Raw genomic sequence first — 18716 nt, 5'->3', positions numbered from 1 at the left:
GCGCAACCAGGAGCCGGCATGGCCGACTACTACCTCCTTTCCGGCCGGGTGTTCATCGCCTTCATGTTCGTCCTCAGCGGCGCCAACAAGCTGGTCTTCTTCAACCACGGCCTCGACGAAGTCCGCTCGCGCAACCTGCCGTTCCCACGCGTGGCGCTGTCGCTGACCATCCTCGTGCAGCTGTCGTGCGGCCTTGCCATCATGGGGGGATACCAGACAGCCATCGCTTCCTTCCTGCTGGCGATCTTCACGCTGGCCACCGCCGTGGTCTTCTATGACTTCTGGAACCAGAAGGGCGCCCAGCGCACGGTGCTCTTCACCGGGTTCCTGGAGCACATCAGCATTATCGGCGGCTTTGTCATCCTGATGGCGGCCGGGCCGGGGAATCTCGTGCTGCGCTTTTCGTAGCGTGAGCCTTTTGCTCACAGCCTGCTTCCTGGCGTGCACAGATCGCCCCTGGCTCGCCAGATTGTGCGCGGCAGCAGCAGCGAAACGCCTGCCCGGGCCAAAAGACAATCCAATGAAACAGCTAGCGACACGGACGCTCGCACTCGCCTGCGGCGCCCTGATGGCATCCGTCGTTCATGCAGAAGTGGGACTCCCGCCGATGAATCTCGGCAATACAAGCTTCCTGGACGGAATCGCCGCTCCCGGCTTCCTGTTTGAGCTCAGTACCAGCTATTACCGCGCAACAAGGATCCGGGACAACGACGGCAACGCTGCACCTGGCAGCCCGCGTGTAGAGACAGCGGCCATCGTGCCACATATTGCCTATATATCCCCGGATGTCACGCTCCTGGGCGGACATCTCGGCGGCGAGGTACTGCTACCGCTTGTGTACGCCAATATCAGGCCCGGATCGGGCACCGGAGATCACGACTTTGCTGCCGGCGATATCCAGTTCAGCCCCTTCATCGTTCAGTGGACCGGCCAGACGCTGTTCGGCATGCCGTTCTTCCAGCGATTCGACCTGCTCTTCTCCGCGCCCACCGGGCAATATGACGCCAATGGCATGGCGAATGCCGGCACCCATCTTTGGACGGTGACGCCGTACTACGCGTTCACTCTCATGCCAACCGGGAAGCTTGAGATCAGCGGCAGACTCAATTACCAATGGAACGGAAAGAACACGCGGCCCGCGCCTGCTCTGCACGCGAGTTCCGTCCAGCCCGGGGATGCGCTGTACCTAAACCTCTCCGCTTCCTACGCAATCTCGAATGGATTGAGAATTGGTGTGGCCGGCTATATGCTTGGACAAATCGGCGAGGACCGGATCGATGGCATACGCCAGTCGGATTCGCGCGAGCGAGTCTTCGGCGCGGGCCCGGGGATCCTGATCCAGGGAGACGCCTGGCAGGTCTTTCTGAACGCCTACAAGGAATGGGGCGCCAGGAATCGCCCCCAAGGCAGCAAAATAGTACTGCGCGTGCTGGCGCCGTTCTGAACCTCGCCCGCGCGGCGGCACCGGACGCTTGGTGCAGGAACACCATCTGACGCAAAGGTAGCTCGCCATGTCATATCTACTGGATCCGCTGTTCCTGGGCTTGTGCGTCGTTACCTGCGATTTCCTCGCCTGGCGCCTGATCCGCCCGGAACGCAAGCGGCTGCGCGCCTTCTCCCGTCTCGCGATGTTCGCGCTCCTGACCATCGCGCTGGTGCAGGGCGGCATGGTGCCGCTGCATGCCGCGCCTTGGCCCGACCAGCCGGTTCGGCATTTTCTTGTACAGGCACTGGACATCATCTGGTGGCTGCTTGGTGCCCGCGTCCTCACGATCGTGCTTGGTACGCTGTTCCTGCCACAGGCTTGGCAAGGCGAGCGCCTGTTCCAGGACGTGCTTGGAGCGCTGATCTTCGTGGCTGCGGCCGTCGCCGCCGTCGCCTACGTCCTGGAACTTCCGATAACCGGGCTGCTGGCAACGTCAGGCGCGCTGGCCATCATCGTCGGCCTGGCTATCCAAAGCACGCTGAGCGACGTGTTCTCGGGGCTGGTCCTGAATGCCACCCAGCCCTATCATCCTGGCGACCTGGTATCCATCGACGGTATCGACGGGAAAGTGCTGGAGATCAACTGGCGTGCCACGCATCTGCTGAGCGCGCAGGGCAACCTGTATCGTGATTCCCAACAATGCCACTGCACGCGCAAAGATCACGAACTTCAGCCGACCATCGGAGTTGCATGGCGTCAGTGTGATCATCGAGGTGACGCCGGAAGCGCGCCCGCAGCGGGTACTGGACGCGCTCGACCGCGCGATCAAGGGTTGCCGGGTCGCCCTGCCGAGGCCGGAGCCGTCGGTCATGGTCAAGAGAATGGGCGCAAACGCGGTCGAATACGAAATGACGTGCTACGTGGCGTCCATGTCGAACAAGTCTGCCGCTGCGAACCAACTCTTCGACCTTGCCCACCGGCATCTTGCATCGGCCGGCATCGACCTGCGCCCGCTCGCGGTTCCCTACAGTAAGCCCGCGGTTTCCGATCACCGCCTGCGGCTGCTTTCGACGGTGAGCATCTTCCAGGCACTTGAGGAGAGCGGCCTGTCTCAACTGGCCGAGCGTCTGTCGCGGCATGAATATGAGCCCGGACAGCCCGTTGTAGCAAGTACCGACTGTTACTAGTGGACGCAGGCGTTCTCTCCGTCGCTGCAATGAAGAATGGAGATAACGTGGAGATTTCGCGCCTCGGGCCCGGTGACGCGTTCGGCGAATCCGGGGTGCTCGCAGGTATTCCGATGCAGGTCGCCATCACCACGATCACCAGCGTCGTGCTCTACCGGCTGGACAAGGCAGACCTCACGCCAGTCCTCCAGGCACGCCCGGAAGTCGGTTCAGGGATGTGCCGTCTGCTTTCCGAGCGCAAGGAGTCCAACGATGCCCTCGCGCGGATGCCCGACATGTCGGACGTTAACAGGATGGGCCTTCTGCAATGGCTTCAGGACAAGATGCGTGCCCTCCACCACGTTGGCCTCAATGACCAGCGTCGAGAAACAGCGTCTTGACGCTTCACCGCCAGCGCTCGCCTATTTGCGCTGGGCACCGCTGCTCACGGAGCGGCAGACCTGTCTGCCTTATGGGCACCAGTCCGGCCGTCATTCATTCCTCCATCATGCCCGCGAAGCCATCCGCCAGATGATCCACCAGCAATCTGACCGAGGGCAGTAGTCCGCGGCGCGACGGAAAGACCGCGTGCAGGATTTCAGCGCGCGGCGCCCATTGCGGCAGCAGGCGCACCAGCGAGCCGGCGGCCAATTCTCGGGCCACCATCATCACCGGCAATTGCGCCACGCCCACGCCGGCATGCGCGGCATTGCGCAAGGCGACCATGTCGCCGGTGACAAAGCGCGGCTGGTGGTGGACATCGGCCACCGCGCCATCCGGGCCGAACAGCTTCCAGACATGATCGGGCCGCGGCATTCCCAGGCCAAGGCTGGGCCAGGAGCCAAGATCGGGCGGCACGCGCGGCATGCCCAGCACCTTGATTAGTTGCGAACTGGCGATCAGACATTGCTTGCGCTCTGCAAGCACGCGGATGACGAGGTCGCTGTCCTGCAGAGGAGGCGGCCGCACGCGAATGGCCACGTCAACCGCCTCGGCAACCGGGTCTACGTTTCGGTTGGTCGCCTCCAAGTGGATTGTCACATGCGGGTGGCGGACCATGAACTCGGCCAGCATTGCACCCACATGTACCTGCAGTAGCGCAACCGGGCACGTGACCCGCATCACCCCGCGCGGCTCCGCGCGGGTCAATTCGATAGCTTCCTGCGCGGCCTCGGCTTCCACCAACATTGCCTTGCAGTGCTCGTAGTAGGTGCGCCCGATTTCCGTCACCGTGAACTGGCGCGTTGAGCGGTGAATCAGGCGCACGCCGAGTCGCTCTTCCAGCATGGCAATCCGGCGGCTGAGCTTGGACTTGGGCATGCCCAGCGCCCGACCCGCCGGGGCAAAGCCGCCATGCTCCACCGACTGCACATAGTAGTAGAGCTCGTTCAAGTCTTGCATGATTCCCACCGTCATCGTTCACAAAACAGGACTATGAGGTGTGAATTTTACCTCTACAGCCCAAGACGTCCCAGTACTAAGCTTCTAACCACTGATCCGGCGTAGCTAGTTGCTAGTTAATTGGAGATGCAAATGAAAAGAGTACTGGGCGTTTATAGCGCGCCACGTCCCCACTGGGTGGGAGACGGCTTTCCGGTCCGCTCCATGTTCTCGTACCAGGGCTACGGCAAGCAGCTCAGCCCGTTCCTGCTGCTGGACTATGCGGGGCCGGCCGACTTCGGGCCCGCCGGCGCGCCACGCGGCGTGGGCATGCATCCGCATCGGGGATTCGAGACCGTCACCATCGTCTACAAGGGGGAAGTCGCCCACCGCGACTCCACTGGCCAGGGCGGCGTGATCGGTCCGGGCGACGTGCAGTGGATGACAGCCGGCGCCGGCATCCTGCACGAGGAGTTCCACTCCGACGCCTTTACGGAGTCGGGCGGCGCCCTGGAGATGGTCCAGCTCTGGGTGAACCTGCCTGCCAGGGACAAAATGACCCGCCCCGGCTACCAGGCGATTCTCGATCGCGAAATTCCGGCGGTTGCGCTCCCAGGTGAAGCCGGAACAGTCCGCGTGATCGCCGGTGAATACGCCGGCCATGCGGGTCCTGCGCGAACGTTCACGCCCATGCATGTGTGGGACCTGCGGCTGCGCCAGGGCGGTCTCACCGAACTGCCGGTTCCCAGCGGCTGGAACGCCGCGCTGATCGTCCTGCGCGGCACCGTGCGGGTAAATGACTCGGCCGTGGCCGGCGAAGCCCAGATGGTCTTGCTGGACAGCGCCGGCACGGGCACCTGCATTGAAGCCAGCACTGATGCCGTAGCCATCCTGCTCGCGGGCGAGCCGATTGACGAACCCATCGTCGGCTATGGCCCCTTTGTAATGAACAGTCAGCAGGAAATCGCCCAGGCCCTGACCGACCTGAACAGCGGCCGCTTCATGCAGATGGCCAGCTGAAACCGATCCCGCCTGCCGCCCGACCCCGCGGCGGGTTTTCAAGCCGGTGCCAAGGCACCCACCGTTCCAAGGAGATACACCATGAGCAGCCCAGCAAACTTCAACGGCAAGCGGCCCGTGATCGATCCGGCCGATACCGCGATGCTGCTGATCGACCATCAGAGCGGTCTGTTCCAGACTGTGGGCGACATGCCCATGCCGGAACTGCGGCAACGGGCCGCCGCACTGGCCAAAATGGCCACCCTGTCGAAGCTGCCGGTCATCACCACCGCTTCCGTGCCGCAAGGCCCGAACGGCCCGCTGATTCCCGAGATCCATGAAAACGCCCCCCACGCCAAGTATGTCGCACGCAAAGGCGAGATCAACGCCTGGGACAACCCCGACTTCGTCGCGGCGGTGGAAGCAACCGGGCGTAAGACGCTGATCATCGCCGGCACCATCACCAGCGTGTGCATGGCCTTCCCAGCCATCAGCGCGGTGGCTGACGGCTACAAGGTCTTCGCCGTGGTCGATGCGTCGGGCACCTATTCGAAGATGGCGCAGGAAATCACGCTGGCGCGTGTAGTGCAGGCGGGCGTGGTGCCGATGGACACGGCTGCCGTCGCATCCGAGCTTCAGCGCAGCTGGCACCGCGACGATGCACAACAATGGGCAGAGATCTACACCAAGATTTTCCCCGCTTACCAGCTGCTGATCGAAAGCTACATGAAGGCGCAGGACGTGCAGAAAAGCGGCGAGGTCCTCGACTCGGCCCGCTGATCAGGTAAGCGCCGCACGCCAGTCCTATGCGGGCGTGCGGCGCTCGCTGCCGGCTTTACAGCAGGGCGGGTCCGGGGCTACATGCCGGGCATCGCCGCGCATTGTTAGTGCGCGGCTGGAAAGCGCGATCTGGCACTATAGTTGAGCACAGGGAGCCGTCACGGATCGCCGCCAGGCGGATCCGGCACGCGAACCCGCCAGCTGTCGCCAACACTGAGCCGCGCTGCGCGCGCATCGACAAGAATGAAGACGATTCTGCGAGGCCCATGGGTGGCAGGTCGCCTGCCGGCGTGCCCGGCATTCGGCCTTGCGCTCGCCGCCGCGTCCTGCGGCGCGCTTGCCCAAGCATTGTCGCCGCCCACCGCGGAAACGCCTGCCTACAGGTTCCTTCGCTATGACGATGACTATCGATACCTGCAGGATCCGGCGCGGCGCAGCGACCCGTGGGATCCCGTCAAATACATCCCGCTCGGTGCGCACGGCGCATTCCTGAGCCTTGGCGGCGAAATCCGCGAGCGTTTCGAAGACTACTCCGCCGCGAACTTCGGCGTACCGGGTAGGACCGCCGACAGCTATCTATTGCACCGCATCCTGCTCCACGCCGACCTGCACGCCGGCGACCGTCTGCGCGGCTTTTTCCAGTTGGGCGACCACCTGGCGCCCGGGAAGGATATCGCGGCTCCGCCGTATGAAGACCGCCTTGACCTCCAGCAAGGCTTCATCGACTGGCGCGTGCCAATAAGCGCCGATGTGCCGTCTGACCCAAACTTGCGCGTGGGCCGCCAGGAAATGGCGTTCGGGTCGCAGCGGCTGATCTCGGTCCGCGACGCGCCCAACGTCCGTCGTGCTTTTGACGGCGTCCGCCTTGGCGGCGCCGCCAGTGATATGCGGATCGACGCCTTTGCCACCCGGCCGGTTTTGCTGAAGGCTGGCAACTTCGACGACCAGCCCAACCATGCGCAGGGCTTCTGGGGTGTCTACGCCACGTTTCCCCGGACCTTCATTCCCGCGTCCGGCGCCGATCTCTACTACCTTGGCTTCGAGAACAGCCGCGCCCTGTACAGCATCGGCTCTGGCGTGGAGCGGCGTCATTCGGTAGGCACGCGTATCTTTGGCACTGGCGGACAATGGGACTGGGACTGGGAAGCACTTGCGCAATTCGGCAGCTTTGGCCAGCAGACATTGCGGGCGTGGGGCTTTTCCACCGACACGGGCTATACGTTCGCTATCTCCGACTGGAAATTGCGCACCGGCATCAAAGCCACCGTCGGCAGCGGCGACCATGATGCCAATGATGGCAAGCTGGGCACCTATGGCGGGCTGTTCCCCAAGCTGGCCTATTTCAACCAGGCTGGCCTGCTGGGCGCCTCGAACGTGCTCGACCTGCAGCCATCGATCACGCTGAAGCCCATGGCACAGCTCAGGTTTACCATCTCGTGGGACCTGATCTGGCGGGAAACCACGCGCGATGCGGTGTACACCGCCGCGGCCATTCCCATTGCCGGCACCGCCGGACGCCCGGGGGGATACACGGGCAGCCAGCTCGCCTTCGACGTTTTCTGGCAGGTGGATCGCCATATCGCAATCAATGCCGGCCTGGTACATGTCGACGTTGCCAAGGTACTCAGTGCGGTCGGCGGGCACAACACCCTCTTCACGTACGTCTCGGCGGCCTACACGTTCTGACGACGGCCCACAGATGCCCCCGAACCGCACTCAGCCCTTCTTGCCGGCGCCCTACCTCCCCGGCTTTGTCTGCCCCGCCCTACCGGCCTTCCAGCTCGAAAGTCTGCTTGTAGCTGTAGCGTTCGGAAGGATGCACGCTCAGCGTCACCTCAATCACTTCTTCTGCGACGTAGTAGGTGCGGACAATGCGCAGCGCCGCAGCGCCGGGATCGACGTCCAGCAAGCGGGCCTCGTCCTTGCTGACCAGCGCGCCCTGGATGTCCTGGTCCACGCGTGTCACGCGCACGCCGTACTGCCGTTCGATCAGGGCATGCACCGGTACGTTCAGCGTGGCGCCAAGCTTCGGCAGGCGGGCGTACTTCGGGCTTACGTAGATATCGGCCAGCGAGATCGGCAGGCCCCGGCCCTGCGTGGTTCGCAGCCCGGCGATATGCAGCCATTTCTCCGCGCCTGCCGACACTAGCGGCACGCGGGCCTCATCTGACGACAGCAGACCCTTGGACAAGATGCGGAAGTTGGTTTCCTGCGCGTAGCGGGCAATGTCGTCCAGCCCGGCAATGGTCTGGTTGTAGCGCGCCCGGGTCTGGTTGCTCAGCACGCGCGTGCCGATGCCCTGCTGACGCGACACCAGCCCCAGGTCGATCAGTGCCTTGATGGCGAGCCGCACGCCGTAGCGGCTCAGCTTGTACTTCCTGACGAGTTCGGGCTCGGGCGGCAGGTGGTCACCCACCGCCAGCCGCCCGGCGAGGATGTCCTCCATGAGTTCATTGGCGACAGCCAGGTACTGGGGTTGAGGGGCCTGCAGGAATTGCGACATAGGCGGCATTGACCGGCTTGGGGCCCGGAGAATCATTCGAATGTTTGACATGATACAAAGTCTCGCTATACTTCACAACATTCGAATGTTTGGACGTTCGACGGAAAAGGAACCCATGTATCCGATAGACTTCTTTTGGCGGGCCGCCGACCGCTACCCCGCGCGGATTGCCGTGCGCTCGCCGGCGGCCGACCTGACCTTCGCCGAACTGGCCGCGCGCGTCGGCAGCCTTGCCGCAGCCTTTGCCAGGATCGACCCCGAGCCCGGCTCGCGCCTGGCGATCGGCGCCGCCAACAGCGTCGACCACCTGGTGGCGCTGCTGGCCGCCATTGCGGCGGGCAAGGTATGGGTGCCGCTCAATCCGCGCAACGGCACGCCCGAGCTGGAGCGGATCCTGGCGTTCACCGAGCCGTCCATCGTCGTGCTGGACGCCGCCATGCGCGAACGACTGCCTGGCGTGAGCGGCCACATGGCCCCGCTCGAAGACATCGAAAAGGTCATCCGCGAGCACGCCGGCAGCGCCCGTCCCGCCCTGAACCTTGGCCTCGATGCCACCCAGGCCATCAAGTTCACTGGCGGCACCACCGGCGTGCCCAAAGGCGTGATGCAACCGATGCGGGCTTGGAACACCACCGTGCTGACCCAGTGGCACGAGTTCGACTTTCATGCCGATGACCGCTTCCTGGTCAGCGCGCCGCTGACGCACGGCGCCTCCACCTATGTGCTGGCCGTCCTCGGCTCCGGCGGCGGCCTGGTGTTTCCCCCCGATACCTCGGCGCCCACACTGCTGGACTGGACCGCACAAGCCGGCGTGACCTCGCTCTTCCTGCCGCCTACTGCAATCTATGCGCTGTGCGCTGAGCAAACCCGCGCGCCCCGCGACGTGTCGAGCCTGCGGCTGCTGATTTACGGCGCGGCGCCGATGCCGCCGGCACGCATCCAGGAGACGCAGCGCGTGTTCGGCAACGTGGTGGCCACCACCTACGGCCAGACCGAGGCGCCCACGGTACTCACCTGCATGCGCCCCGACCAGCTAGCAGACCCGCGCAACCTCGGCTCGGTCGGCCGGCCGAGCATGAACACGCTGGTGGCCATCATGGGCAAGGACGGCACCCTGCTCGGGCCAGGCCAGGAGGGCGAAATCGTCGCTCGCGGCGACCTGCTGATGACCGGCTACTGGCGCATGTCCGAACAGACCGCGACCACCATCGTCGATGGCTGGCTGCATACCGGCGATGTCGGGGCCTTTGATGAACGTGGCTTTCTGTTCATCAAGTCGCGCGTGCGGGAAGTGATCATTTCCGGCGGGTTCAACGTCTATCCGTCCGACGTGGAAGAAGCCATCGGGCGGCACGCGGCAATCTACGAGAGCGCCGTGGTCGGCATTGCCGACGACAAATGGGGCGAGGCGGTGCATGCCGCGGTGCAGTTGCGGCCGGGTGCGAGCGTGTCGCCAGAAGAGCTGATCGGCTTCGTCAAACGAGAGATCGGCGCTGTCAAAGCGCCCAAGGTAGTGCACATTTTCGACACCCTGCCCAAGAGCCCGGTGGGCAAGACCTTGAAAGACGAAGTCGTCCGCCGCATCCATCAGCAGGCGGCCACGCAGACCGGGAGCAAGGCATGAGTCAGGCCAACCGCGACAACCCTACGTCGGCCCTGTGCCGCCACAACGCCGAGGCGATCTGGTATCGCGACCAAAACCTGGTGGACGACCTCCTAGGCAAGCAGCCCTTTGTCGCCACCGCGTGCCGGCATATCCTCGGCCACGAACTCGCGCCCGGCCAGCTCGCGCTGGTCGAGGCCATACTGATCGTGCTGATGGAACACGGCATGACGCCCAGTGCCATCTCCGCCCGCCTGATCTACATGAGCTCGCCGGAAAGCCTGCAGGCCGGCGTCGCGGCGGGCCTGCTCGGCGTCGGCAGCGCTTTCATCGGCACCATGGAAGAGTGCGCCCGCATGCTGGCCGTGATCGCCGACGCCGGTCAGCCGGATGCGGCCGACACCGCGGCGCGCACGCTGGCGCAGCGGTTGGTCAGCGAAAAGCGCACCTGCCCCGGCTTCGGCCATCACCTGCACAAACCGGACGACCCGCGCGCCATCGCCCTGCTCGCGTTGGCCGAGCGGCACGGCGTGGCCGGCCGGCACACCGCTGCGCTGCGCAGGCTAGCCGCAGCACTGGACGAGGCGCGCGGGCGCCATCTGACCATCAATGCCACCGGCGCAGTGGCCGCGATCCTCGGGGACATCGGCGTGCCTGTCGGCGCGATGCGCGGTTTTGCCCTGCTCTCGCGCACGGCCGGCCTGGTCGCTCACCTGCTGGAAGAACAAGAAACACCAAGCGGCCGCTTCATCTGGAATCTGGTGGACCGCGCCATCCCGTTCAGCGCGCAGGAGGAAGGCGCATGAGCACGCCTATGTACTTCATGGTGATCGGCACCGACAAGCCCGATTCGCTTGCGCTGCGGGTGGCGACGCGCGCGCGCCACCGTGACTGGCTGCGTGGCGGGCACGAGCGCGTGACGGTGGTCGCCAGCGGTGCCTCGCTCGCGGGCGAGAGCACCGTCATGAATGGCTCGCTGCTGATTGTCGCCGCCGCCTCGCATGAAGACGTGGTCGCCTTCAGCCACGCCGATCCCTATTTCAGCGCCGGCCTCTTCGCCAGCGTGGACATCCGCCGCTGGGACTGGACCTTCGGCAACCCGAACGGTCCGACCCCTTCCCTCAACCCCGTCTGAAAGGCCTATCATCATGCACTGGATCATCTACGCCGTCGACAAGCCGAGCATGCTGCCGACGCGCACCGCGAACGTCGACAAGCATCGCGAGTACCTTGCCGCCCATCCAATCCGCACCCTCATCTCAGGGCCGCTGACGGACGATGCCGGCACCAATATGACCGGCAGCTTCTTCCTGGTCGAGGCCGACAGCCGCGCCGAAGTGGAAGCCTTCAACCGCAACGATCCGTTCTGGTCGTTGGGCATCTGGGAGTCGGTTGATATCCACGCCTTCTACAAGCGTGTCGACGACCGCGCGGGAGCGCCACAATGAGCGGCATGCGGAGCTTCGTCTACAGCCAGTTTGCCGGCCGTGTGGTGTTCGGGGCCGGCGCCGTTCGCGATGTAGCGGAGGAAGTGAGGCGCATTGGCTGCAAGCGCGTGCTGGTCCTGTCCACGCCGGAGCAACGCGGCCCGGCCGAATCCGTGCGCGAGCAACTGCGCGAGCTTGCTGTCGGCGTGCATGACGGCGCGCAGATGCACGTTCCTGTCAGCGTCGTGCGCGAAGCACAGGCCGTTGCCACGCAACTGGGCGCGGACGGCTTCGTCACGATCGGCGGCGGCTCGACCACCGGGCTCGGCAAGATGCTGGCGCTTGAAAGCGGGCTGCCGCTGCTCGCCATTCCCACTACCTATGCCGGCAGCGAAGTCACGCCCTTGTATGGCACGACCCAGGACGGCGCCAAGACCACGGGCAAAAATCCCGCCGTGTTGCCAAGGACGGTCATCTACGACCCCGAGCTGACGTTGGACCTACCGCTGCCGGTCAGTCTCGCCAGCGGCATGAATGCCATCGCGCATGCCGCCGAAGGGCTCTATGCGGTAGACCTCAACCCCGTGGTCCGGCTGATGGCACTAGAAGGCATCGGCGCCCTCTCGCGTGCCCTGCCCGCCCTGCGGGACGCCCCGCGCGACACCGGCCTGCGTGCCGACTGCCTGTATGGCGCTTGGCTGTGCGCGATGGTGCTGGCCAATGTCGGCATGGGCCTGCACCACAAGGCCTGTCATGTGCTCGGCGGCAGCTTCGGACTGTCGCATGCGGAGATGCACGCGGTGATGCTGCCCCATGCGCTGGCCTACAACGTGCCGGCGGCCGCACCGGCGTTGGCCAGCCTGTCGGCAGCGCTGGGCGGTTCCGGGAATGCCGGCGACGCGCCGGGAGAAGTCTTCACGCTGCTGGACCGCCTGCACCTGCCCACGGCCCTGAGCGCACTGGGCATGCCGGAAGACGGCCTGGACCGCGCCTCCCGGCTGATGGCCGAGCGGGCCTACCCAAACCCGCGCCCGCTGGAGCAGGCGCGCCTGCGCATGCTGCTGGCTGACGCTTTCCACGGCCGCGCACCACGCATCGACATCGGGAGTCTGTCATGAATATCGGCTGGATCGGCGCAGGAAAGATGGGCATGCCGATGATGGCAAGCCTGCTGGCGGCGGGTCATGCGGTCCGCCTGTACGAGCCGGCCAACATTGCACGGGAGCAGGCGCAGGCGCTGGGCGCCACCCGGGCGCAAAACCCGGCGGACGCGGCCCGGGACGCGCACGCGGTGTTCTCGTCCTTGCCGGACGATGCCGCGTTGCTTACAGTGGCGCCCGCCGTGTTCGAAGGCACCGCGCCGGGCGTCCTGTATGTCGACACCAGCACGGTATCGCCGCAGGCATCCGCCACGGTCGCGCGCGCCGCAGAAGCGGCCGGCGTAAGCTATCTGCGCGCGCCGGTCTCAGGCACGCCGGTACAGGCGCACGAACGCGCGCTGACGACCATCGTGTCCGGCCCGCGCGATGCGTTCGAGGCAGCCCGGCTCCTGCTTTCGCGGTGGGGGCCGAACCTGCGCTACGTCGGCGAGCAAGAGCAGGCGCGCAGCATGAAACTGGTGCTCAACCTGATGGTGGGCGCCACGGCGGCGATGATGGCCGAAGCCCTTGCACTCGGCAGCAAGGGCGGCATCCGCTGGGATGATCTGCTCGACGTGATGGCATCCAGCGCGCTGGCCTCGCCCCTGCTCAAGGTCAAGGCGGCGCAGTTGCGGCAGCGCGATTTCAGTCCGCTGTTCTCGTGCGCGCAGATGGCCAAGGACTTGCGGCTGATCCTCGCTGCGGGCAGCGATGCCGACGTGCCGCTGCCGCTGGCTGCGCTCGTCAGCCAACTCAACGCCATCTCGCTGGCGCATGGCCGCGGCGGCGAGGACTATATCGCCAGCGTGATGACTGCCGAAATGCTGGCGGCTGCCGGCCCGGTTCTGGATGACGACGATACCGGCGACGCGCGATGACCTTCTACGACGACCTCATCGTGGGTGCCGGCGCGGCGGGTTCCGTGCTGGCCAACCGGCTGTCGGCAGACCCGCAACGGCGCGTGCTCCTGCTGGAGGCTGGCCGCGACATCCGGCCCGGCGACGAGCCAGCCGATATCCGCAGCATCTTCCCACTTTCCACCTTCAATCCGGCCTATATGTGGCCGGACACGCTGGTGCACTGGGGCCGCGCCAACGGCACCGCGCCGTCCTTCTTCCCGCAGGGGCGGCTGCTGGGCGGCACCTCGCAGATCATGGGCATGTTCGCGCTGCGCGGCCGTCCTGAAGACTATGACGACTGGGCGGCGATGGGCGCCGCAGGTTGGGGCTGGGATGACGTGCTACCTTTCTTTCGCAAGCTCGAGTCGGACCACGATTTCTCCGGCACCATGCACGGCTGCGACGGCCCGGTGCCGATCCGTCGCGAGCCGCAGGCGCAGTGGTCGCCGCTATCGGCGCGCCTGCATCAGGTGGCCGCTGCGCGCGGCTTCTCCCACGTCGCCGACATGAATGCAGACTTCGGCGATGGCTACGGCACGCTGCCGATCAGCCGCTATCCCGACAAGCGCGGCTCGGCCGGCATTTGCTACCTGGATGCCGCGGTGCGGGCTCGGTCCAATCTGACCGTGCAGGCCGGCGCCACCGTCAGCCGCCTGCTGCTGGAGCGCCGCGACGGCGCACTGCATTGCACCGGCGTGGCCTGCACCGACGCGCAAGGCCAAGTGCGCCAGATACGCGCACGCAGGGTGCTGCTGGCCGCCGGGGCGCTGCGCACACCGGCCTTGCTGCTGCGTGCTGGCATCGGCCCCGGCGATGAACTGACCCGCTTGGGCATCGCGCCACAACTGGAACGCAAAGGCGTGGGCCGAAACCTGCAGAACCACGCCATCCTCTACGTCGTCGCCTTCCTGGCGCGGGCGGGACGCGAGCCAGGAGGCGTGCGCCCCGCCTGCGCCACCACCATGCGCTGGTCCTCGGCGCAGCACGGCGGCACGCCAGGTGATATGGGCATGTATATCCGCAGCTGGCTGTCGTGGCATGCGCTCGGGCATCGCATGGCGTCGCTGGCCCCGGTGCTGAACAAGCCCTGGTCGCGCGGCTCCGTAACGCTGTCCGCGCAGGCGCCGCAAGCGCAGACCGTGGTCGAGTTCGACCTGCTCTCCGACCCGCGCGATCTGGCGCGCATCACGTCGGCGTTCCGCTTCACAGCGTCGCTCTTCGGTGAGCTGGGCGGGATCTGTGGCACGCCCTACGTGCTGTCCGACGCCCGCAACCTGAGCCGGCTGATGCGCTACAACGAGCCCACCAGCGCCAACGCCGTGCGCGCAGCAGCCGCCGCGCGGCTGATCGACGCCATGCCGGGATTCGGCCAGCGCATGGTCGCAAAGCTTTCGAAGATGACACCCGCCGCCGAAGTCCTGCGCAGCGACGATGCCCTGGCTGACTACGCCCGCCGCAGCATCAGCGGCACCGGCCACGTCAGCGGCACCTGCCGCATGGGCGCGGCATCCGATCCGCTCGCCGTGGTGGATCCACACGGTCGCGTGCACGGCATGCAGGGGCTGTATGTCGCCGATGCCTCGGTGATGCCGACCGTTCCGAGCGCCAATACTCACCTGCCGACCATCATGGTCGCGGAGAAGATCGCGCAAGGCCTGCTGGTCTAGCCGGCAGCACCAGCGTCGAGGGTAACCCCGCATGTTTAAACATTCGAACGTTCGCAATAATTAGATCCAACCACCACACCGGAACAACAACAGGAGACAAGCCATGTTGAAACGCACCCTGATCCGCAATGCCAGCGTCATCACCGTCGATCCGAAACTCGGCAACCTCGACAAAGGCGACGTACTGGTCGAAGGCTCGAAGATCGCCGCCGTCGGCGTCGGCCTCAAGGCCGACGATGCCGAAATCATCGACGGTACCGGCACCATCGTGATGCCGGGCATGGTCGATACCCATCGCCACGTGTGGCAGACCACGCTGCGCAATATCGCCGCCGACTGGACGCTGGATCAGTACTTTGCCGGCGTGCGCGGCCAGCTCGGCGAGCATTTCCGCGGCGAGGACATCTACACCGCCAACCTGGCAGGCGCCTGCGAGGCCTTGAACGCCGGCATCACTACCGTGCTCGACTGGTCGCACAACATGAACACGCCCGCCCACACCGACGGCGCCGTGCAGGGCCTGCGCGACTCGGGCGGCCGCTTCGTGATGTGCTACGGCAACTCCAATGCCGAATGGCTGCCGGTCAGCAACCTGCCGACTTCGCGCGACGCCTACCGCGTCAAGAAGGAGCACTTCTCGCGTGCCGACGACCTGGTCCAGATGGGCATGGCGCTGCGCGGCCCACAGTACGCTACCGAGAAAGTGACCATTGACGACTGGGCGCTCGCGCGCGACATCGGCGCGCTGATCTCCGTGCACGTCGGCGATGGCGCGTGGGGCAAGAACCGCCCGGTAGCCTGGCTGGCCGAACAAGGCCTGCTCGGCGAAGACGTGGTCTGCGTGCACTGCAACTCGCTGGCCGACGACGAGTTCCGAATCATGGCCGACCATGGCGCCTGGGCCTCGATGACGCCCGATATTGAGCTGCAGATGGGGCACGGCTGGCCCGCCACGCGCCGCCTGCTCGACGTAGGGCTGGCGCCGACGCTCGGGGTGGACATCGTCACCTCCAACAGCGGCCACCTGTTCCAGGTCATGCGCACGGTCCTGCTGGTCGAGCGTGCCTGGGCCCACCATCACGCGGATCAGGCCGGCGAGGTGGTGCAGCGCCTGCCGATCGACACCAGCGACGTACTGGCCTTCGCCACCCTCAACGGCGCCCGCGCACTCGGCATGGCCGACCGGATCGGCTCGCTCACGCCCGGCAAGGACGCCGATATCGCCATGATCCGCGCCGACAACCTCGAAATGGCGCCGCTCAACAACCCGGTCGGTGCCGTAGTGTTGGCGGGCCATCCGGGGCTGGTGGACTCGGTGTGGGTCGCCGGCAAGGCCGTCAAACGGCACGGCAAGCTGGTGAACGTCGACGTGCCCCGACTGATCGGGGAACTGGAGCGCTCGCGCGACCACGTGCTCGCGCTGGCCGGCGTGGCACCGGGCGAGCGCTTCCTGCCCGCGCCTTACTCTCACTGAATCAGGAACATCAACATGCGAAACATGACTGAAGCGGAACTGACGGAAGTGGTCCTACAGCGCTACCAGGACACCCCCGATCCGCGCCTGCGCGAGATCCTGCAATCGCTGATCAGGCACCTGCACGCCTTCGTGCGCGACGTTCGCCTGACCGAGGAAGAGTGGCTGCGCGGCATTCTCTACCTGACGGCGGTGGGACAGATCTCGGACGACAAGCGGCAGGAGATGATCCTGCTCTCCGACAACGTGGGCGTCTCCATGTTGGTCAATATGGTCAGCGCAGGCGTGGCGCAGGCGGCAACGGAGTCGACCGTGGTGGGCCCCTTCTATGTGCCCGGCACGCCCGAGCGGCAATGGGGCGAATCGATCCAGCAGCTACCGTGCGACGACGCACCGCTGTTCGTGCGTGGCCGCGTGCTGGATCTGGCGGGTGAACCCGTGGCCGATGCGCAAATCGAGGTCTGGCAGACCAATTCCAACGGCATGTACGACATCCAGGACCCGGAGCAGCCCGAGCACAACCTGCGCGGCTGGTATCGCGTCAATGCCGACGGCGAGTTCCTGGTGCGCACGGTGCGTCCGGTGCGCTATCCGATCCCCACCGACGGGCCGATCGGTGAGCTTTTGAATGCCACCAGCCGTCACCCGTGGCGGCCCGCACACCTGCACGTAAAGGTCACCGCCGCGGGCTGCAAGCCGCTGGTGACGCATATCTTCGATGCCGAGGATCCCTACCTCGACTCGGACGTGGTATTCGCGGTGAAGCAATCGCTGGTCCGCAAGTTCGAGCCGGTCACGGCCAGCAACAGCAGCCGCGAGTACGGCATCAGCGGCCCCTGCCTGGAGCTGCGCTACGACTTCACGATCGAGCGCACGATGCCAGCCGGCTAGACCTTCGCCGTTCCACGCCCGTGCCCGGCACGGCCGAGTCTTTCCCGTAAGCGGCAATCCCTTTGCCATCCGCAAGGCGTGGCAGGGAGTCGCCTTGCCTGCTCCCCAAGCGAAGCGCTTGCCAGGCCCATCCGCGTTCGCTCCCGGCGCACGAGGCAGGCACCTCTGTGCCCGCTTGCCGGCGCGCTGCGCGTCTTCCTTTGCCCGATGTCTTCCCATCGCCTGGAGCCAGAGATGTCTTCCCACTGTGTTGCGTTCCCCGCCCGGGGGCGCCTTCCCGCAAGCCTTGCCGCCACCGTCCTGTTCTGGGCCGGTAGCGCGTGCGCACAAAGCAGCGTGACCCTGTACGGCCGCGTCGTCGGCGGCGTCGACTATGTCAACAAGGTCGCTACCGCCAACGGACGTACCTCTGATGTCTTTCGCTATAGCAGTGACTGGGGCGCCAGCTGGTGGGGCATTCGCGTGCAGGAAGACCTCGGCCAGGGCCTGAGCGCCGTGGCCAACCTGGAGAGCATGTTCAGCTCCGACGACGGCCGCACCATCGGCGACAGCTTCTTCAACCGCTACGCCGTCGTCGGACTTTCCAGCCGCAGCTACGGCACCGTGTGGCTCGGCCGCGCGATGGCGCTGACCGACGGCGAACTGTGGGAGGTGGACCCGTTCGCCATGCAGTTCACCAGCATTGGCACCCTCGCCTATGGCCGCAACTGGGGGCCGCGCAACAATGCCATCACGTACAACTCGCCACGGTGGGGCGGCTTTTCCTTCCGCGCACAGGGCAGCCTGAGCGGCGTGCCAGGGAACATCAACGCCGGGCGACAGCTGAGCGGCAGCGTCAGCTACCAGAGCGGCCCGCTTGTGCTGAAGGGCGTCTACGAGGAGATCCGCGACGCCAACGGCGGCTTCTCCGACCTCTATGCCACTTCGCGCGAATACGCGCTCGGCGGGGCCTACCAGGCCGGAGACGTCAAGCTGTTTGCCGGCTACAGCCTGATACGCTCGGGCGGCGCCACGGTGGCAACGGCCAACAACCCCACCGCCGCAGACAAGCACCAGTTGCTCTGGCTCGGCGCCGCCTGGTCCGCCGCACCGTCCCTGACAATCCTGGGCGGCGCCTACCACGCCCGCCTAAACCAGGACGGCGGCAACGCCACGCTGCTTGCGCTCGGCGCGAACTACCACCTCTCCAAGCGCACGCTGTTGTACGCGACGGTCGGCACAGTGATCAACCGCGGAAATGCCGCGTTCTCTGTGGTAATTACGCCAGACACCAAGCCGCTGCCTGGGGCAACACAACAGGGCGTATACACCGGTGTCATGCATTCATTCTAGGGTCTTCTGTTGCTATGCCGCACAGATCCG

Annotated in this window: 19 protein-coding genes and 1 pseudogene; 18 read left to right on the top strand and 2 right to left on the bottom strand. The window is 65.7% G+C overall.

The annotated features are described in order from the left end of the window. The first annotated feature begins 18 nt into the window (after positions 1 to 18). The 5 genes and pseudogenes from CNE_RS36835 (at position 19) to CNE_RS42615 (ending at position 2993) form a co-directional block, all read left to right on the top strand. The gene (locus CNE_RS36835; RefSeq protein WP_013954127.1) at positions 19 to 408 is read left to right on the top strand and encodes a DoxX family protein; all 390 of its coding nucleotides are present in this window, start codon (positions 19 to 21) and stop codon (positions 406 to 408) included. A gap of 112 nt (positions 409 to 520) precedes the next feature. Continuing rightward, the gene (locus CNE_RS36830; RefSeq protein ID WP_238553256.1) at positions 521 to 1444 is read left to right on the top strand and encodes a SphA family protein; all 924 of its coding nucleotides are present in this window, start codon (positions 521 to 523) and stop codon (positions 1442 to 1444) included. 67 nt (positions 1445 to 1511) lie between these two features. Continuing rightward, a pseudogene (locus CNE_RS42625) lies at positions 1512 to 2096 on the top strand (mechanosensitive ion channel domain-containing protein); the annotation flags it as partial. Positions 2097 to 2112: 16 nt separating this feature from the next. Next, positions 2113 to 2613 (top strand): mechanosensitive ion channel family protein, encoded by a 501-nt coding sequence (locus CNE_RS42620; RefSeq protein WP_238553264.1) that lies wholly within the window; start codon positions 2113 to 2115, stop codon positions 2611 to 2613. Continuing rightward, positions 2613 to 2993, top strand: coding sequence for a cyclic nucleotide-binding domain-containing protein (locus tag CNE_RS42615; protein ID WP_269148764.1), 381 nt, complete (start codon positions 2613 to 2615; stop codon positions 2991 to 2993). The genes CNE_RS42620 and CNE_RS42615 overlap by 1 nt, the downstream gene beginning before the upstream one ends. A gap of 94 nt (positions 2994 to 3087) precedes the next feature. Here CNE_RS42615 and CNE_RS36820 read toward each other — a convergent pair whose 3' ends face one another. Next, positions 3088 to 3993 carry a LysR family transcriptional regulator gene (locus CNE_RS36820; protein ID WP_013954125.1) on the bottom strand — a complete coding sequence of 302 codons (906 nt, stop codon included), beginning with the start codon at positions 3991 to 3993 and terminating at the stop codon, positions 3088 to 3090. Positions 3994 to 4125: 132 nt separating this feature from the next. Here CNE_RS36820 and CNE_RS36815 point away from each other — a divergent pair, with 132 nt between their 5' ends. From CNE_RS36815 to CNE_RS36805, 3 genes are all read left to right on the top strand, one after another. After that, positions 4126 to 4992, top strand: a complete 867-nt coding sequence (locus tag CNE_RS36815; protein ID WP_013954124.1) for a pirin family protein — start codon at positions 4126 to 4128, stop codon at positions 4990 to 4992. An 81-nt stretch (positions 4993 to 5073) separates the two neighbouring features. Next, entirely contained in the window at positions 5074 to 5751 is a 678-nt protein-coding gene (locus CNE_RS36810) for a hydrolase (protein WP_013954123.1), read from the top strand. Between the two features lie 243 nt (positions 5752 to 5994). Then, entirely contained in the window at positions 5995 to 7437 is a 1443-nt protein-coding gene (locus CNE_RS36805) for an alginate export family protein (RefSeq protein ID WP_013954122.1), read from the top strand. 79 nt (positions 7438 to 7516) lie between these two features. Here the strand turns inward: CNE_RS36805 and CNE_RS36800 are convergent, their stop codons facing one another. Continuing rightward, positions 7517 to 8254, bottom strand: coding sequence for a GntR family transcriptional regulator (locus CNE_RS36800; RefSeq protein ID WP_041229372.1), 738 nt, complete (start codon positions 8252 to 8254; stop codon positions 7517 to 7519). A 115-nt stretch (positions 8255 to 8369) separates the two neighbouring features. On the opposite strand from CNE_RS36800, the gene CNE_RS36795 reads away from it, so the two are divergent. The 10 genes from CNE_RS36795 (at position 8370) to CNE_RS36750 (ending at position 18686) form a co-directional block, all read left to right on the top strand. Then, positions 8370 to 9878 carry a class I adenylate-forming enzyme family protein gene (locus CNE_RS36795; protein WP_041229371.1) on the top strand — a complete coding sequence of 503 codons (1509 nt, stop codon included), beginning with the start codon at positions 8370 to 8372 and terminating at the stop codon, positions 9876 to 9878. Further along, positions 9875 to 10663: a citryl-CoA lyase gene (locus CNE_RS36790; protein WP_013954119.1), complete on the top strand. Its 789-nt coding sequence runs from the start codon at positions 9875 to 9877 to the stop codon at positions 10661 to 10663. The genes CNE_RS36795 and CNE_RS36790 overlap by 4 nt, the downstream gene beginning before the upstream one ends. Further along, positions 10660 to 10992 (top strand): YciI family protein, encoded by a 333-nt coding sequence (locus CNE_RS36785; protein WP_013954118.1) that lies wholly within the window; start codon positions 10660 to 10662, stop codon positions 10990 to 10992. The genes CNE_RS36790 and CNE_RS36785 overlap by 4 nt, the downstream gene beginning before the upstream one ends. Positions 10993 to 11005: 13 nt before the next feature. Next, positions 11006 to 11305, top strand: a complete 300-nt coding sequence (locus CNE_RS36780) for a YciI family protein (protein ID WP_013954117.1) — start codon at positions 11006 to 11008, stop codon at positions 11303 to 11305. Continuing rightward, positions 11302 to 12402 (top strand): maleylacetate reductase, encoded by a 1101-nt coding sequence (locus CNE_RS36775; protein ID WP_013954116.1) that lies wholly within the window; start codon positions 11302 to 11304, stop codon positions 12400 to 12402. The genes CNE_RS36780 and CNE_RS36775 overlap by 4 nt, the downstream gene beginning before the upstream one ends. Further along, positions 12399 to 13301 carry an NAD(P)-dependent oxidoreductase gene (locus CNE_RS36770; protein ID WP_013954115.1) on the top strand — a complete coding sequence of 301 codons (903 nt, stop codon included), beginning with the start codon at positions 12399 to 12401 and terminating at the stop codon, positions 13299 to 13301. The genes CNE_RS36775 and CNE_RS36770 overlap by 4 nt, the downstream gene beginning before the upstream one ends. After that, positions 13298 to 14989: a GMC family oxidoreductase gene (locus tag CNE_RS36765; RefSeq protein WP_013954114.1), complete on the top strand. Its 1692-nt coding sequence runs from the start codon at positions 13298 to 13300 to the stop codon at positions 14987 to 14989. The genes CNE_RS36770 and CNE_RS36765 overlap by 4 nt, the downstream gene beginning before the upstream one ends. Before the next feature lie 103 nt (positions 14990 to 15092). Then, positions 15093 to 16463 (top strand): amidohydrolase family protein, encoded by a 1371-nt coding sequence (locus tag CNE_RS36760; protein ID WP_013954113.1) that lies wholly within the window; start codon positions 15093 to 15095, stop codon positions 16461 to 16463. A 15-nt stretch (positions 16464 to 16478) separates the two neighbouring features. Beyond that, positions 16479 to 17354 (top strand): intradiol ring-cleavage dioxygenase, encoded by an 876-nt coding sequence (locus tag CNE_RS36755; protein ID WP_013954112.1) that lies wholly within the window; start codon positions 16479 to 16481, stop codon positions 17352 to 17354. A 234-nt stretch (positions 17355 to 17588) separates the two neighbouring features. Beyond that, on the top strand, positions 17589 to 18686 hold the full coding sequence (locus CNE_RS36750; protein WP_013954111.1) for a porin: 1098 nt from the start codon (positions 17589 to 17591) through the stop codon (positions 18684 to 18686). Positions 18687 to 18716 lie beyond the last annotated feature (30 nt).

It is taken from the genome of Cupriavidus necator N-1 (assembly GCF_000219215.1).
Classification (GTDB): domain Bacteria; phylum Pseudomonadota; class Gammaproteobacteria; order Burkholderiales; family Burkholderiaceae; genus Cupriavidus; species Cupriavidus necator.
The sequence above is the reverse complement of the archived record's forward strand: the minus strand, read 5'-3'. Positions and strand labels throughout refer to the sequence as shown.